This window comes from Pseudomonas sp. V98_8, from assembly GCF_029967975.1.
Lineage (GTDB): Bacteria > Pseudomonadota > Gammaproteobacteria > Pseudomonadales > Pseudomonadaceae > Aquipseudomonas > Aquipseudomonas umsongensis.
The window spans coordinates 167,276-182,109 of the sequence record NZ_JASCAE010000006.1; the positions used below are offsets into that span (position 1 = coordinate 167,276).

A 14,834-nucleotide genomic window follows, 5' to 3' on the forward strand; every position below is an offset into this window, starting at 1 on the left:
ATTTACGCAAAGGACTTCGCCCATGATCCCGCTTCAAGACCTGCTGATTTTCGCCGCCGCTGCGTTGTTGATGGTGCTGACACCGGGGCCGAACATGATCTACCTGATCTCCCGTTCGATTTGCCAGGGCCGCAAGGCCGGGGTCACTTCGTTGCTCGGCGTGGTCGCGGGTTTCTTTGTGCATCTGTTCGCCGCCGCGGCCGGGTTGACCGCCGTGTTCCTGGCGGTGCCGATGGCCTACGAAGTGTTGAAGTGGGCCGGCGCGCTGTACCTGTTGTGGCTGGCCTGGCAGGCGGTCAAGCCGGGAGCGCGTTCGCCGTTCGAAGCGCAACAACTACCACCGGATTCGTCGCGCAAGTTGATCACCATGGGTTTTCTCACCAGCGCCCTGAATCCGAAGATTGCGGTGTTCTACCTGTCGGTGTTTCCGCAATTCATCACCCCTGAGCACGGTTCGGTGTTCACTCAAAGTATCGTTCTGGGCCTGACCCAGATCAGCGTCAGTTTCTGCGTGAACCTGATGATTGCCCTGTTCGCGTCGGGCATCGCGTCATGGTTTGTCAGCAATCCGACCTGGCTGGCATTGCAACGTTATTTCATGGGCTTTGTGTTGTCGGCACTGGCGTTGCGCTTGATGCTCGAGCAAAAACGGATGGCCTGAACAGCTTTTGTGGCGAGGGGACAAGTCCCCTCGCCACAGAGGTGTTCTAGCGCACCGCGCTAACCCCATCCAGCGTCGAAAACGACGTGTCCTTGGCTGTCAGCAAGAAGTCCCGCATGTACGGCGCATCGAGCATGTCGGCCCGGATCGCCGCATACAGCGTCGCAAACAGGCCTTTCTCGCCCAGGCGCTTTGCCTTCACATAGCCCCGTGAGCTGTATTCATGCAGCGCCCAATGGGGCATGCCGCACACGCCGCGCCCGCTGGCCACCAGTTGCATCATCATCACCGTCAGTTCCGAGGTGCGGACCTGGGCCGGTTCGACGTCGGCCGGTTCCAGGAAACGCGTGAAGATATCCAGCCGGTCACGTTCCACCGGGTAGGTGATCAGGGTTTCGCTGAGCAAGTCTTGCGGGACGATGTAGGCCTTGCTGGCCAAGCGGTGCTGATTCGCCACCGCGAGCATCGCTTCATAGGTAAACAGTGGCACATAGGTGATCCCTACCAGTTCCACCGGGTCGGACGTCACCACCAGGTCCAGGTCGCCACGGGCCAGGGCGGGCAGTGGGGCGAAGGAGAAGCCCGAGGCCAGGTCCAACTCGACTTCCGGCCAGGCGTCGCGGAACTGGTCGATGGTCGGCATCAGCCACTGGAAACAACTGTGGCACTCGATGGCCATGTGCAAGCGTCCCGCGGTGCCGCCGGCCAGCCGCGCGATGTCGCGCTCAGCGGCGCGCAGCAGCGGCAAGGTGGCATCGGCCAGTTGCAGCAGCCGCAAGCCGGCACTGGTGAAACGCACCGGCTTGGTCTTGCGCACGAACAACGGCATGCCCATGCGTTCTTCAAGTTCCTTGAACTGATGGGACAGCGCCGACTGCGTCAGGTGCAGGCGGTCGGCTGCATCCACCAGGCTATCGGCTTCGCGCAAGGCGTGCAGGGTCTTCAGGTGACGGATTTCAAGCACCGTGGGGCTCCATGAGGAAAACTTGTGATCAACACGAAAAGGTTGAGTTTGTCTCATGATGGCTTCGCTGTCGACAATAGCGCCATCTTTTACCCAGGAGCAATTCGACATGGCCGTAGCCCACACCCTTGGTTTTCCCCGCATCGGTGCCGACCGCGAACTGAAAAAAGCCCTCGAATCCTACTGGAAGGGCGACATCGACCAAAAGGCGCTGAAAAACGTCGGTCGCCAATTGCGCGCCCGCCACTGGCAATTGCAGAAAGACGCCGGTATCGACCTGCTGCCGGTCGGCGACTTTGCCTGGTACGACCAGGTACTGACTCATTCCCTGGCCTTCGGCGTGATCCCCGAGCGTTTCGACAACACCCGGGATAAGCGTGGCCTGCCGACCCTCGACACGCTGTTCGCCATGGCCCGTGGCGCCACGGCGAGCTGCTGCGGCTCGGAGCAGGGCTCAGAGCAATACGCCCAGGAACTGACCAAGTGGTTCGACACCAATTACCACTACCTGGTCCCGGAATTCAGCGCTGACCAGCAGTTCACGCTGAGCTGGGAACAGCTGTTCGATGAAGTCGATGAAGCCAAGGCCCTGGGGCACACCGTCAAGCCGGTGATCATCGGCCCGTTGACTTACCTGTGGCTGGGCAAAGTCAAAGGCCAGGACTTCGATAAACTCGACCTGTTGGAACGCCTGCTGCCGGTCTACAACGAGATCCTCGTGCGTCTCGCTGCCCAAGGCGTGGAGTGGGTACAGATCGATGAACCGATCCTGACCCTCGACTTGCCGCAGGAATGGAAAAACGCCTTTGAACGGGCCTACCACATCCTGCAGTACTCGCCGCTGAAAAAGCTGCTGGCCACTTACTTCAGCGGCCTGCAGGACAACCTCGGCCTGGCTGTCGGCCTGCCGGTGCAAGGCTTGCACATCGATGCGGTGCGTGCGCCGGATCAACTGCTGCACGTGCTCGATCGGCTGCCAACCTACAAGATTCTCTCGGTGGGCTTGGTCAATGGCCGCAACGTCTGGCGCTGCGAGCTGGAACCGGTGCTGGCGCAACTGCAATTTGCCCAGGAGCGTTTTGGCGACAACCTGTGGGTCAGCACCTCCTGTTCGCTGCTGCACAGCCCGGTGGACCTGGAGCGTGAAGACAAGCTTGATCCGGAACTGAAAAGCTGGCTGGCGTTTGCGGTGCAGAAATGTGGCGAAATCGCGGTACTGCGCGATGCCTTGAATGATCCGCAAGCACCCAAAGTGCAAGCGGCGCTGGCTCAAAGCCGTGCCATTGCGACCAGCCGCGCCGAGTCGCCACGTATTCACAAGGCCCAGGTACAGGCGCGGATCAACGCCATCGTTGCCACGGACAGCCAGCGTCATTCACCGTTTGCCAAACGCATCGAGCAACAGCGCGCACGCTTGAAGTTGCCAGCGTTCCCGACCACCACCATCGGCTCGTTTCCACAAACCGGCTCGATTCGCCTGGCGCGTCAGGCCTTCAAGCAAGGCAAGCTGTCGGCCAACGATTACACCGATGCCATGCACCACGAAATCCGCCATGCCGTGCAGATTCAGGAACGCTTGGGGCTGGATGTGCTGGTGCATGGCGAAGCCGAGCGCAATGACATGGTCGAGTACTTTGCCGAGCAGCTTGACGGGTATGCCTTCACCCGCTTCGGCTGGGTGCAGAGCTACGGTTCGCGCTGTGTGAAACCGGCAATCATCTATGGCGACCTGAGCCGTCCCAAAGCCATGACGGTTGACTGGATCAGCTACGCGCAAAGCCAGACCGACAAGGTCATGAAAGGCATGCTCACCGGCCCCGTGACCATGCTGATGTGGTCGTTCCCCCGCGAAGACGTGTCCCGCAAAGTGCAGGCGCAGCAACTGGCCCTGGCCCTGCGCGACGAAGTGCTGGATCTGGAGGCCGCCGGCATCAAGATCGTGCAGATCGACGAAGCGGCGTTTCGCGAGGGCCTGCCGCTGCGCCGGGCGCAATGGCAGGAATATCTGGACTGGGCGGTGCAGGCATTCCGCTTGAGCGCCAGCGGTGTGCGCGACGAAACCCAGATCCACACCCACATGTGCTACAGCGAATTCAACGATGTGATTGAAGCCATAGCGGCGATGGATGCCGATGTGATCACCATTGAAACATCGCGTTCGGACATGGAGTTGCTGCAAGCCTTTGAAGCGTTCGACTACCCGAACGATATCGGTCCGGGTGTCTACGACATCCATTCGCCACGGGTGCCGGACACCGCCGAAATGGTCAAATTGATCAGCAAGGCCGTCAAGCGGATCCCGGCCGAACGGTTGTGGGTCAACCCCGATTGCGGTTTGAAGACGCGGGCGTGGCCGGAAACCGAGGCCGCCCTGGTGAACATGGTCGCCGCGGCACGGCAACTGCGTAGCCAACTGGCTTGAGGGCATCAACGGGAGCGGACCCACCGCTCCCGTTTTTCCTGTCAGACCTGATCGAAATGGCGCAATACCGGTGACCGTTTGCCGATGTCGGCGTAGGGAAGGGTGGCGTCATCGGCGTGGGTCAGGAATCGATACTGCGGCAGCTTCAGGTGTGCCTTTTCGAACTCGGCGAAGGCGGGCGCCGCCTTGCTGTAATGAAAATGGGCGTACCACAACACGTTGGGCGGCACGGCGGTGCGGTCCCAGATTTCGTATTCCTGCAAGTAATCGGCTCGGCCATCAGGGCGTTTTCGCAGGCTTTTCATTGGGCTGGTTTTACGTATCTCCACGGCGTTTTGGCTGATCAGGTCATCGAGCATTCCATCCGTAGGGTTCTTGCTGCTCAGTGACTGGCGGGTGCGCATCAGGCGCCCGGTGGAAATCAGTTCGGTTGCCTTGTTACGCAATTGCGCAATGACGGGGCTCTGTGGGGCAACGGCTTCGATATCGAGCGCTCGGCGCGTCAATTCGCCGGCCTCACTGACCATCATGTGCTCCAGATCGACCGGGAGCATGTCTTGCGCTGCATAAGCTTCGATCTTCGCCTGGTAGGCCGGCTGTGACTGCAGGCGGCTACGGGCCTCTTCGACCATGGACCCGGGGTCCCTTTGCGCGGGGCGAGCGGTCGGCTGCGGTGGGTTGAGCAGGCGAAACTTGCCGTTTGCAGCTTGCTCCCATATTTCCTTGACGCCACCCTGGCCGGTCAGGATGTATTGGCGCTTCTGGGTAGTCGGTTCCCAGCGTTCCACCCCGATCAACAAGTGGTCGTCTTCAGTCATGAAGACTTTCTTGCTGCGTTGCCCGGCTGGCATGACGGGAGCCGGCAGGTCGATGGCCTTGCGTGCCCGTTCGGCCATTTTCTCGATACCCTCCAGCAAGGGACCCACCGCGTCGAGATGAAAGTGTTGGGGATAGCTGGCGGTCCAGGCATTCATGCCCCGGCGGAATTGCCGGTAGTGCTCGAGGCATTCCTGGAGGATCTGATTGCGCTGGGCCCGAGTGGCGCTGACTTCCGCCAGGCTGTATTGGGTGAACAAGGCACGGTCGACCTTGGTCCGCAGGCTGTCGGCCTGGGCCTGTAGATGGAACCAGGAAAGATCCTTGGTGGTGTCGAAGCGCTTGACGGTTTCCAGCAGATGCCCGGTTTTCAGGTAAAGCAGATTGGATTCGCTCAGGCGTCCGTTCAACATCGTTACTTCGGGGGTCAGCTGGGCCTTTTCGCTGCTGACCGTAATGCGCTCGTACCACCGGTTGAGCTCGCGCATTGCCGTTTCCATCTGCTCCAGATGGCCAATGAATTCCACGCGCAGCTTGCGGATGTCGTGCAGGATCCGAATGCGTTCGACGAGTGCATTGTCCGGCAGTGCGTCCAGTTGGTCGACTAAGGCGTCGATCTTGCCCATGAGCGGATCAGCCCGATGGTTGGCGAAAAACACCCGTTGCTTTTGCCTGTCGGCGATCACGAGGGCGTCATGACTTTGCATGTCCTTGAGCGCGCGTCGTTTGTTGCCATGGGTCAGGGGCGTCAGTTCGACCAGCGTCTGGTAGTGTCTGCCGGCCAGTTCGATATCGCCGATACAGGCCGCTTCGGTAGCCGGCAGCAGGGCCGGGCGGGCTTGCACGGAACTGTTGTTATAGTGCTCCAGCGCCGCGTTGGTACGCTGGACCTGGCTGTCGAGTTGCGGTGCCAGGTTGTCGGCGGTGCTGGTCAAGGCGGTGTTGCGGCGGAACACCCGATCGGCCCACCAACGTGGCAGTCGTTCGCGAATGGTGGCCGGCCAGAGCGGGTCGAGGGTGTCGGCCAGATGCCCGAGTGCGCCACCACCCCCCAGCCCGCCGCCCTCGAAGGTCGACCCGTAGACACCGAACCAGGTGTCCCAGCGGCCTGCTTCATCCAGAGCGACAGGTTGCTTGTAGGTTTTTTTACGAGTACCGCTCAGCCGCCAGCCACGTGAGTCCTTGCTCGGTTCAACCTGGAAGATACGGCCCTGGCGAGTGATGAAATCACCGTCGGCATGTCGGTAGACATTGCGATAGATACCGTGCCTGGCCGGTTTCAACCCGAGCAGGGATATCGGTTTCTCGTACTCATAACCGGCGAAGCGTTCGGCAATGTGCCGCGCCTGGTGCCTGGATGTCTGTGGCAAGGCCATGGCGCCGTTGCCGAGCGCCCCCAACTGACGAGCGCGCGTCAGTGCGCGGGCGCCCGTGGCCGTTCTGGTGCCCGACGTACCGGGAAGAATGTCCATGGCCGCATCGATCAGAGACAGTAGCACCGACTCGATCTCAGCCAGGCCTTCACCCACGTCGGCACGTAACAGCGCCGCGACGGCCTGGTTGGCACTGCTCCAGGCATCGTAGAGAGAAACGGCGGTGCCGACAAAAGGCACGACCCCCACGGCCATTTTTATGTAGTTCAGCGCCTTGGGTCCGCTGAGTGCGTAGCGTTCGAGGAATAACGCATCGTTGGACCGCGATGTGCCGCGATGGGCTTCGACCAGGCGCCCCATCTGCGTATTGAGCAGGTGCGCGGCCAGCGAAGTGAGTGCCGGCCAGCGCATCCCGACACCGATCATGGCGTCGAAGTGTTTGAGGACGGCCTGGTTGATCCGGCTTTCATGAGCCCGCACGTCACCCTGCAAGGCGCGACCGGCCAGATAGCTGACCATCTCGCTGTTCAGGCACAGGTTGAACAGGGCCTTGCGCGCCTGTTCGAGGCTGCCGTAACGGCGCAGGCACTGGCCGTCGGGACTGTCGGGCAGGTACAGCAACGTCACGCCGCTGACCTGTTCCTGAATGAACGTCACGCCGGACAAGGTCACCGGGCCTTCGTTGGGGGTGTCCTTGCCGCCCGCATTCAGGTAGGCCGGCAAGATCTCGATGCGCTTGCCGTCCGCGTGCCAGGCTTGCGGGGTATCGGCGTCGATGGCGATGTCGAGGATCTGCAGGTCGTTGAAACTGATCTGCCTTTGCAGGCGTGCGCACTCACCTTGCAGCTTGAGGGTCTGGCGCCAGGGTTCGATCAGGCATTCCCGGCGATGTTCCCTGACAAACAGCGGCTCGCTGTGACTGCCCATGAAGGTGTCATGGATCAGTTGCTCGTAGGTCTTGGGCAGATTCAGCGCCGGTAGCGTCTTGCGCAGGTAGGCATGGGTGATGCCGGTTGTGAGGGTCCGGCGTTCACTGTCGTCCAGGGTCGTGACTTCCACACGCATGAAACCCAGGCGCAAGGACAAAGGCTCAAGCTGCATCGACGGGGTGTTGTCGATGTTGAGCTGGGCCAGTTCCTCGAGGGTCATCTTGCTTCTGGCGGTACTGGGTACCGCCACCAGTTTTTGCGGGGTGCCGGGAGCCGCACCGTCGGTCAGTTGTTTTTGCAGCGTGACGGAATCGGGCAAGTCGAGCTGGACGTCGAAGTCTCCTTTGAGTGAAAAGTCTTTGCGCAGCTGCGCCTGCAGGTGTCGACGGGTGAATGTGGTGCGAGGTATCAGGATTGTTTCCAGTTGCTCGTGGCTGCGCTGCAGGGCCTGGATACAGGCGCTGGTCAGGCTTTTAAGCCTGGCAGCGTCGGGTGCTGCCAGGGTGGCCAGCCAGGTGGGAAGACGGGCAACCATCGAGGCACTGCGGCGTTGTTCCTGCAGGTGCGTAAGCGCCAGGCTTCTTGCCGCGTTTACCGGGACCTGCAGCAATGCCAATGTTTGCCCGCGCAGCTTTTCCAGTTCCTGCGCACGTTGTGATGCCTGCGTGCTGTCAGGATAGCGTCGGCGTATTTGCGCAGCCTGTTCTTCGAAATGGCTGATCTGTCGATTGAGACTGTACAGCAGCGGATCTGTCGAGATGGTCGTCAGTTGCAGGGCCAGCACCGGGTCCTGGCGCTGGATTTTCAACAACTGCTGTTCCAGGTCTTTGCGGTTGGCGAATCGTTGCAAGCCGCCGCCGATGCCGGGCCAATAAAGCAACAGACTGTGAGGCGAATCCGGGTCGGACAGGGCTTGCGAGCAGGCAATGACAAACACCCCGTCAAGCTCATGGCGCAAAGGTTCACCGGTGTCGGTTGCCATGCTCAGCGATAGGCTGGCGAAGGCAGCGTCAGGGTCGTGTTCGGCGGTGTCTGGCGTGTCCAGCAGGACCTTGAGCCAATCGAGTTCAGTGTCGTCGAGCTGATTGAGCGTGCGTTGCAGTTCAACTTCGGCCTTCAAGCCGTCCTTGTGCGCCTGGTAAAGCGCGTTGAAGCCACGATTGAACGTTATCAGGTCCAGCGTGCGCGATCGGTAGAGCACGGTGGACGCGCCCGTATCTGCCGCAAGCGCTGCGGTTTCCAACGCCTTGAGTGTGTCGTCGAGCGCCTGTTGGCGGTCGCTGTCGAATGCTTCGCCCAGCAGTGTTTCCAGCGCTGCTCGCTGTTTGCCCAGCGAGGCCTGGCGCAGTGCCCGGGGAATATCGGCAGACAGGCTATCGAAGGGCGATGATTGGTCTTCATCGCCAAGGCCCTCAGTCAGCTCCAGGTTCGCAAGGGTCGGCGCCTGGGCGAACACCTCGGCAATGCGGGGCTGCACCCCGGGCGTAAACAGCTGCGCGATGCCTGTCGTCAAAGGGCCGGTGCCGGCCGTGTATTCAAACCTGTAATGACTGGGCAGCTCGGGGGGAGCGAGTAGTTGTGCGGACAACCAATGCTCCATGTCGCCACGTTCGTCGAAGGCCTGGACCGGAATCGGTCGGGAGGGCAGGTACAGCAACTGCGCGGCAGGTTGCTGGTTGCCCACGCTGATCACCCAGGCCGCGGGGAGTTTGCGGATGCTGTTGTCGCTCAACTTCAGCGCCAGGTGTTCGCAATGGATCAACTGATCGTCCAGACCCATTGCCGCAGTTTCGGCGTCCAGAACCTGCCACAGCGGCTTCAGTTGTTCGGCGCTCAGGGATCCCAGGGCGAATCCCGCGTGGGCCGTAGCTTCGATATGATCGCGGTACAACTGACTGGCCCGATCACGCCGCGACAGCGGTGTACCGGGGGCGCGGGCATTCCAATAGGCATCAGCGCCAACGTTCGGCGGCGCGTCCGCGAACAGTGACTGCAAACCTTCCTGGCAGGCTTGCCAACGGCTCAAGGCACGTTGCAGCAGGGTCTGATCGATGGTGCCCGGCAGCGTTGAAAACTCGGGCATGACGATTGGCGATGGGGTGGAGAGGGAGGGTGGCAGCAGTGTCGGCAGCAGTCTTTCGGTCATGGTGACGGGGCTCTTTCCTGGGGAGCGGCGGGTCCACTCCGGATCAAGCCATTAAAAAAAAATGCCCCGGGCCTGTGGCACTACATAGTTATCGCATCGACCACTGGGCGGCGTTCACGAAACTGTCATGCATTTGTGGCAGCGCGCTTGAACAAACATCATCAGACTCGCGCTCTACTGGGGTTCTGCGTTTCGGTGTTTTTCATGCGTGCACGATTTTTATCGACAGCGGCCTTTTTGGCCTCGTTGTTGTTGAGTTTTCCTTCTTTTTCGGCGTCCCGCTGTGACGTCAATGTGGCCACCGAGCGGGTCAACCTGGATCAGGTAAGCCTGGCGTACCAGAGCATCGGTCGCGCTTCGGACCCGGCATTGCTGCTGGTGATGGGCCTCGGTGGGCAGTTGATTCATTGGCCTGACGAAGTGGTGGTTGCGCTCTGTCAGCAAGGGTTCCGGGTGATTCGTTATGACAATCGCGATGTCGGCCTGTCGACCTGGCGGCAACCCCCGGTCGAGGCCAATCTGACCTTCGAAGTGTTGCGCTATAAGCTCGGCTTGCCCGTGTCGGCGCCTTACACCCTGACCGATATGGCAGATGATGCCCTGGGCCTGATGGATGCGTTACACATCGAGCAATTTCATGTACTGGGCGCCAGCATGGGTGGGATGATTGCCCAGCACATGGCGGCGATGGCGCCACAGCGGGTGGAAAGCCTGACCCTGATCATGAGTACTTCCGGCGCCGAAGGTTTACCCGCACCCAGTGCGGCGCTGCTGCAGTTGCTGGCGCGCCGGGGGGCGCCCAACCGTGAAATCGCACTTGAGCAACAGGCGGACCTGCTGGCGGCACTGGGCAGTCCGTCGGTAACCGATGATCGTCAGGCACTGCTGCATCAGGCGGCACTGGCGTATGACCGGGCATTCAATCCCGAGGGGGCCAAACGGCAGATCCTGGCGATCCTGGCCGAGCCGAGCCGAGTGGCACTGCTCAACCAGCTACGGGTGCCGGCGCTGGTGGTGCATGGCACGGCCGATCCATTATTGCCGGTGATGCACGGCGTGCACCTGGCGGCGCATCTGCGTGGCAGCCAGTTGAAGTTGATACCGGGGTTGGCTCATCGGTTTCAGGAAGCGTTCAAGGCGCCGTTGCTGGCGGCGGTGTTGCCATATCTACGGGCGCATCGAGAGGACACTTCGCATTGGGCGCAGATTGAGCCGGTGTCTGATCACAACCTGCTTTAACGCACGATCTTGTCCACGTGAATGCCCAGTTTCTTCAGCCGGTACCAGAAGCTGCGCTCGGAGATGCCGATCAACTGCGCCGCCGCGGCCTGCACACCGTTGCTCTGCTCAAGGGCTGCCAGGATGTAATTCCTTTCGACTTGCGCCAGTGCGGCTTCGAGGTCTGACGGCACACCCATGCCTTCATTGGGAATGGCACTGCAGGTGGCCGCCGATGCAGCAAACAGGTACGCCGGCAGATCGTCGTCGTCGATGACCGTCCCAGACGCGACGATGGTCGCGCGTTCCACGCAATTTTGCAGTTCGCGAATGTTGCCAGGCCACGAGTAATGGGCCATGGCCTGCAACGCCGCGGGGCTGAAACCGCTGATGCGCTTGCCGGCCGTGGCACCCAGGATGTGGGCGAAATGCCGGGCCAGCGGGGCGATGTCTTCAACCCGTTCGCGCAGGGCGGGGAGGGGGATGGGAAAGACGTTGAGGCGGTAATAGAGGTCTTCGCGAAACTCCTTGTTGGCCACCGCGTCCAGCAGGTTTTTGTTGGTTGCCGCAATCACTCGTACATCCACCTTGCGCTCGCGAGGATCGCCCACCGGCTCGATCACACGCTCCTGCAGCGCCCGCAGGATCTTCGCCTGCAAGGCCAGCGGCATTTCGCCGATTTCATCGAGAAACAGCGTGCCTTTGTCCGCTTGCAGGAAGCGTCCGACGCGGTCGGCGACGGCTCCGGTAAACGCGCCTTTGCGATGGCCGAACATTTCGCTTTCCAGCAATCCTTCGGGGATGGCCGCACAGTTCACCGCGACGAAGGGCTTGTCGGCGCGATTGCCGTGCTTGTGGATTGCCCGGGCGACCATTTCCTTGCCGGTGCCGCTTTCGCCGGTCAGCAAAATCGTCGCATTGCTTTCACGCACCGAATCGATCGCCTGCAACACCCGACGAAAACTCGGGCTGTCGCCGATCAGGCTGTCGATCTGTTGGTGTTCGTCGAGTTCGGCGCGCATGCGCTGGTTGTCTTGGAGGATGTCGCGAAATTGCAGGGCCTTGCTGACGGTGATATCCAGCTCATCGATGTCGAACGGTTTGGCAATATAGTCGAATGCCCCGTTGCGCATCGACTGCACGGCGTTTTTCACGGTGCTATAGGCCGTCATGACGATCACCGGCAGCTGCGGAAAGCGGTTTTTGATTTCCCCCAGCAACTGTGGACCGTCCATGCCGGGCATGCGCCAGTCGCTGATGACCAGGTCGATGTCTTCGACCTCCAGTACCTTCAGGGCGTGCAAGCCATTGCCCGCGGTGAACACCGTGATGCCGTTCTGACCCAGCGCCGACGCCAGCAGGTCGCAGAGCTTGGGTTCGTCGTCGACCACCAGTACGTTATGCGTCATAGTTGGCCTCATCGGACTCGTCGCCATTGTCCGGAATGTAGAGGCTGAATGTAGCGCCGGCGTTTTTTCCACTGCTGCACTCGATGCGCCCGTCATGACTTTCCATGATCGAGTACACCTTCGCCAGACCGAGGCCGGTACCCGAGGCCTTGGTGGTGACGAACGGCGTAAAGATACGCTCGAGCATGTCCGGTTCGATGCCCGGGCCGGTGTCGCGGATGCTGATCACGGTGTATGGCGGATCGCTGCTGATCGCAAGCGTCAGGTGCCCACCGTCGGGCATGGCGTCGATGGCGTTGACGATCAGGTTAAGGCCGGCCTGCTTGAGTTGCCGCGCGTCGGCGTAAAGGGTGGCGCCGGGGGCCTGATCGTCAATGTGCGCGTCGATTTGGTGGTTGGCCAGCTCTGGCGCGCAGAAACCCATCCATTCCTCTACCAGCGGCCGTGCCGCTTGCATGGATCGCAGGGGCGCGCCGGGTTTGGCGAAATCGAGGAAGTCGGTGATCAGGTCGTTGATCCGGCTGACTTCGCTGACGACGTATTCCAGGTGGCGCTTGTCGGCCTCCGGCAGATCGGCGCGCCGATGCAGCAGTTGGGTCGCGGTCTTGATGATGCCCAGGGGGTTGCGGATTTCATGGGCCAGGCCCATGGCTACTTCGCCCAGGGCGTGTAGTCGGTCGCGGCGACGCAGCTGTGATTCCAGATGTTGCAGCTGGCCAAGGCGTTCGCTCATGTGGTTGAAGGTGCTGCTCAATTCCGCCAGTTCGTCGCCGCCGGTCACGACCAGGCGCTGGCGGTAATCCCCGGCAATGACAGCTTGCACGCCCTTGGACAGACCGCGCAGGGGTTTGGTCAGACGCTGCGAAACCAGCCAGCCGACCGCCAGCGAGCCCGCCGAGCTGAGCAGGAAAATCAGGATGAACAGGTTGCTCTGGTTCACCAGCCCGACCAGGCTGCTGTGGCGCAACAAGCCACTGAAGATCACGCCTTGCAGCTCGCCGTTATCATTGAGTATCGGTTGGTAGATTCCGCTGTAGCGACTGGTGAATTGCTCGATGGGCTGTTTGCTCAGGCGCATCGACTGTTCGATTTTTGCCGGCACCTTCAGGGGATGATCCTGGAAGCGTTGGGTCGAGAAAATTTCCGGGAAATCATCGGCCTTGGCCAGGTACAGGCGCAGGTCCAGGGAATGAACATCGGCCACGCTGGTGAGGAAGCTGTTGTCCAGGTAGGTGGCGATCACCAGTTGGTATTGGAGGCCGTCCTGCTCGGTCTCGAAGGTCGAAACCACGGTGCCGGTCGCTACGCCTGCGACTTGCAAGGTTTGCAGCACGGCTCTGGGGGCGGTGCTGATCTGGCGAATCACATCGTCGGCGACACTGCTGAACACCACTTGGTGGTCGTTACTGCGAACCAGCGCCACCACGTCGATGCCCATTGACTCGGCGATGTCAGTGGTCAGTTTGTCGTGTCGGGTCGACAGCCGGTCGGTGGGCGGGCGCGTATAGCGCAAGAACAACTGCGCAGCCCGGGCATGGTCGCGCAGGATCTCGCTGATTTCGTCCTCGACGATCCGGGTCGATTCCTGCAGCCAGATCCGCACGTTGCTGTCGAAGATCTGCGACAACGTGGTGGCCGCGAGTTCGGCGGCGATCATTGTCGGTATTACGCTGACCAGCCAGAAAGCCAGCACCAGTTTGCGCTGCAGGCTCCAGTCGGAAAGGGCGAAAGTTCGGGGGGTGGGGCGTGGGGCTTTGGTCATCGGGTTTCGCTTATCGCAGCAGCCATGGCAGGGTCGGATCGGTCAGGACGGATAAACACTTTCAACCCGCGCAACAAGCCGTTGATCCAGCGGTTTCGGTGGCGAAAAAACACGGTGTTTCCGGTGAACGAGCAACCCAGGCGCAGCTTACCGGCATAGCCGGCCTGGCCGCATGCATAGATCGTAAGGCCATGTTCAATGCAGTAGTCGACATTGGCCAGCCAACTGCGCATGTAGAGGTTGTGTTGGCGGGTGCGGCTGAGGTCGTGGGCGAAAAACTTGTCCACCAGTCGCTGGCCATCCAGCAATACCAGGTTGAACGCGACCAGGTCTTCGCCAAGCCAGTAGAGTACGCAGGCGGCTCGTTCATCGAGTTGTTCCAGCACCTGGCGGAAATAGGCCGCAGGCAAGCGTTCGAACTTCAGGTCGCTGCGGTTCAATGTGGCTTCGTAGAGTTGCATCATGACCGGCAGCAAGTCCTCCACTTCCCGTCGCCACTCGATACTGGGCCCCTGGGTGCGCAAGGTGCGGCGCAGGTCCTTGCGGGTGGATTTGCCGAGGGTGCCGAGGTAGGCATCGAGGCTGTTGAAGGAGATGGGCAGTTCGGCGCCGGGCAAGCCGGGCATGCTGTGCAGGCCTGCGTCTTGGCAAGCCTGCAACCACTGCGGGTCACTGTGCGACGCGTCCTTCACGGCCAACAGGCCAATGCCGGCCTTGTCCGCATCGTCACGGGCCAGGATCAATAATTGTCCGAGCAGGGCGGGGCGCCGGGCAGGCTCGATATGCCGGGCCGTGCCCGCATGGCAACGCTCGGAGACCGGTGAGCCCAAGGCGTAGAGCGGGATATCGAGCAGTCCCGGGCGCCAGCGGCGCAGTCGCTCGCAGATGCGTTTGCCCAGGCCTTGAACGGTGGTGTCCAGTGAATAGGCGGTGGTGAACACCACCGCTGCCGCAACCACGCTCTGGTGCTCATACAAAACCAGATAGCGCCATTGAAAGTCGGCAATGCCTGCCTGTTCAACGGCCCGGTAGTAATCCCAGTCCTCCAGCTCGGCAGGGAAGCAGTCGTTCCACGCACCACGGTCGATGTCCTCAATGGTCGAAAAGGCATGGCCGGTGATCACGGGGGGGGCT

General features: G+C 61.2%; 8 protein-coding genes. 3 read left to right on the forward strand and 5 right to left on the reverse strand.

Going from position 1 to position 14,834, the window contains the following annotated elements; genetic code table 11:
- The first annotated feature begins 22 nt into the window (after positions 1-22).
- Entirely contained in the window at positions 23-661 is a 639-nt protein-coding gene (locus QLG10_RS06405) for a LysE family translocator (protein WP_020800900.1), read from the forward strand.
- Between the two features lie 46 nt (positions 662-707).
- Here QLG10_RS06405 and metR read toward each other — a convergent pair whose 3' ends face one another.
- On the reverse strand, positions 708-1,625 hold the full coding sequence (metR, locus tag QLG10_RS06410) for a transcriptional regulator MetR (protein ID WP_020800752.1): 918 nt from the start codon (positions 1,623-1,625) through the stop codon (positions 708-710).
- Between the two features lie 109 nt (positions 1,626-1,734).
- Between metR and metE the strand changes: the two genes are divergently transcribed.
- On the forward strand, positions 1,735-4,047 hold the full coding sequence (gene metE / locus QLG10_RS06415) for a 5-methyltetrahydropteroyltriglutamate--homocysteine S-methyltransferase (RefSeq protein WP_282486234.1): 2,313 nt from the start codon (positions 1,735-1,737) through the stop codon (positions 4,045-4,047).
- Positions 4,048-4,088: 41 nt separating this feature from the next.
- Here the strand turns inward: metE and QLG10_RS06420 are convergent, their stop codons facing one another.
- Positions 4,089-9,311 (reverse strand): DUF6543 domain-containing protein, encoded by a 5,223-nt coding sequence (locus QLG10_RS06420; RefSeq protein ID WP_282486236.1) that lies wholly within the window; start codon positions 9,309-9,311, stop codon positions 4,089-4,091.
- 204 nt (positions 9,312-9,515) lie between these two features.
- Between QLG10_RS06420 and QLG10_RS06425 the strand changes: the two genes are divergently transcribed.
- On the forward strand, positions 9,516-10,550 hold the full coding sequence (locus QLG10_RS06425) for an alpha/beta hydrolase (RefSeq protein ID WP_282486237.1): 1,035 nt from the start codon (positions 9,516-9,518) through the stop codon (positions 10,548-10,550).
- Here the strand turns inward: QLG10_RS06425 and QLG10_RS06430 are convergent.
- Genes QLG10_RS06430 through QLG10_RS06440 form a run of 3 tightly spaced genes read right to left on the reverse strand, consistent with a single transcriptional unit; the run spans position 10,547 to position 14,824 of the window.
- Positions 10,547-11,938, reverse strand: a complete 1,392-nt coding sequence (locus tag QLG10_RS06430; RefSeq protein WP_282486239.1) for a sigma-54 dependent transcriptional regulator — start codon at positions 11,936-11,938, stop codon at positions 10,547-10,549. The genes QLG10_RS06425 and QLG10_RS06430 overlap by 4 nt on opposite strands.
- Complete coding sequence (locus QLG10_RS06435) at positions 11,928-13,700, reverse strand: HAMP domain-containing sensor histidine kinase (RefSeq protein WP_282486244.1); 1,773 nt, start codon at positions 13,698-13,700, stop codon at positions 11,928-11,930. The genes QLG10_RS06430 and QLG10_RS06435 overlap by 11 nt, the downstream gene beginning before the upstream one ends.
- On the reverse strand, positions 13,697-14,824 hold the full coding sequence (locus QLG10_RS06440) for a GNAT family N-acetyltransferase (protein WP_188264181.1): 1,128 nt from the start codon (positions 14,822-14,824) through the stop codon (positions 13,697-13,699). Before QLG10_RS06440 ends, QLG10_RS06435 begins: the two co-directional genes overlap by 4 nt.
- Positions 14,825-14,834: the final 10 nt, after the last annotated feature.

Excerpts from the sequence above, each read along its gene's own strand:
- QLG10_RS06420 (WP_282486236.1), bottom strand. The coding sequence starts at position 9,311 with ATGACCGAAAGACTGCTGCCGACACTGCTGCCACCCTCCCTCTCCACC.
- QLG10_RS06405 (WP_020800900.1), top strand. The coding sequence starts at position 23 with ATGATCCCGCTTCAAGACCTGCTGATTTTCGCCGCCGCTGCGTTGTTG.
- QLG10_RS06425 (WP_282486237.1), top strand. The coding sequence starts at position 9,516 with ATGCGTGCACGATTTTTATCGACAGCGGCCTTTTTGGCCTCGTTGTTG.
- QLG10_RS06435 (WP_282486244.1), bottom strand. The coding sequence starts at position 13,700 with ATGACCAAAGCCCCACGCCCCACCCCCCGAACTTTCGCCCTTTCCGAC.
- metE (WP_282486234.1), top strand. The coding sequence starts at position 1,735 with ATGGCCGTAGCCCACACCCTTGGTTTTCCCCGCATCGGTGCCGACCGC.
- QLG10_RS06430 (WP_282486239.1), bottom strand. The coding sequence starts at position 11,938 with ATGACGCATAACGTACTGGTGGTCGACGACGAACCCAAGCTCTGCGAC.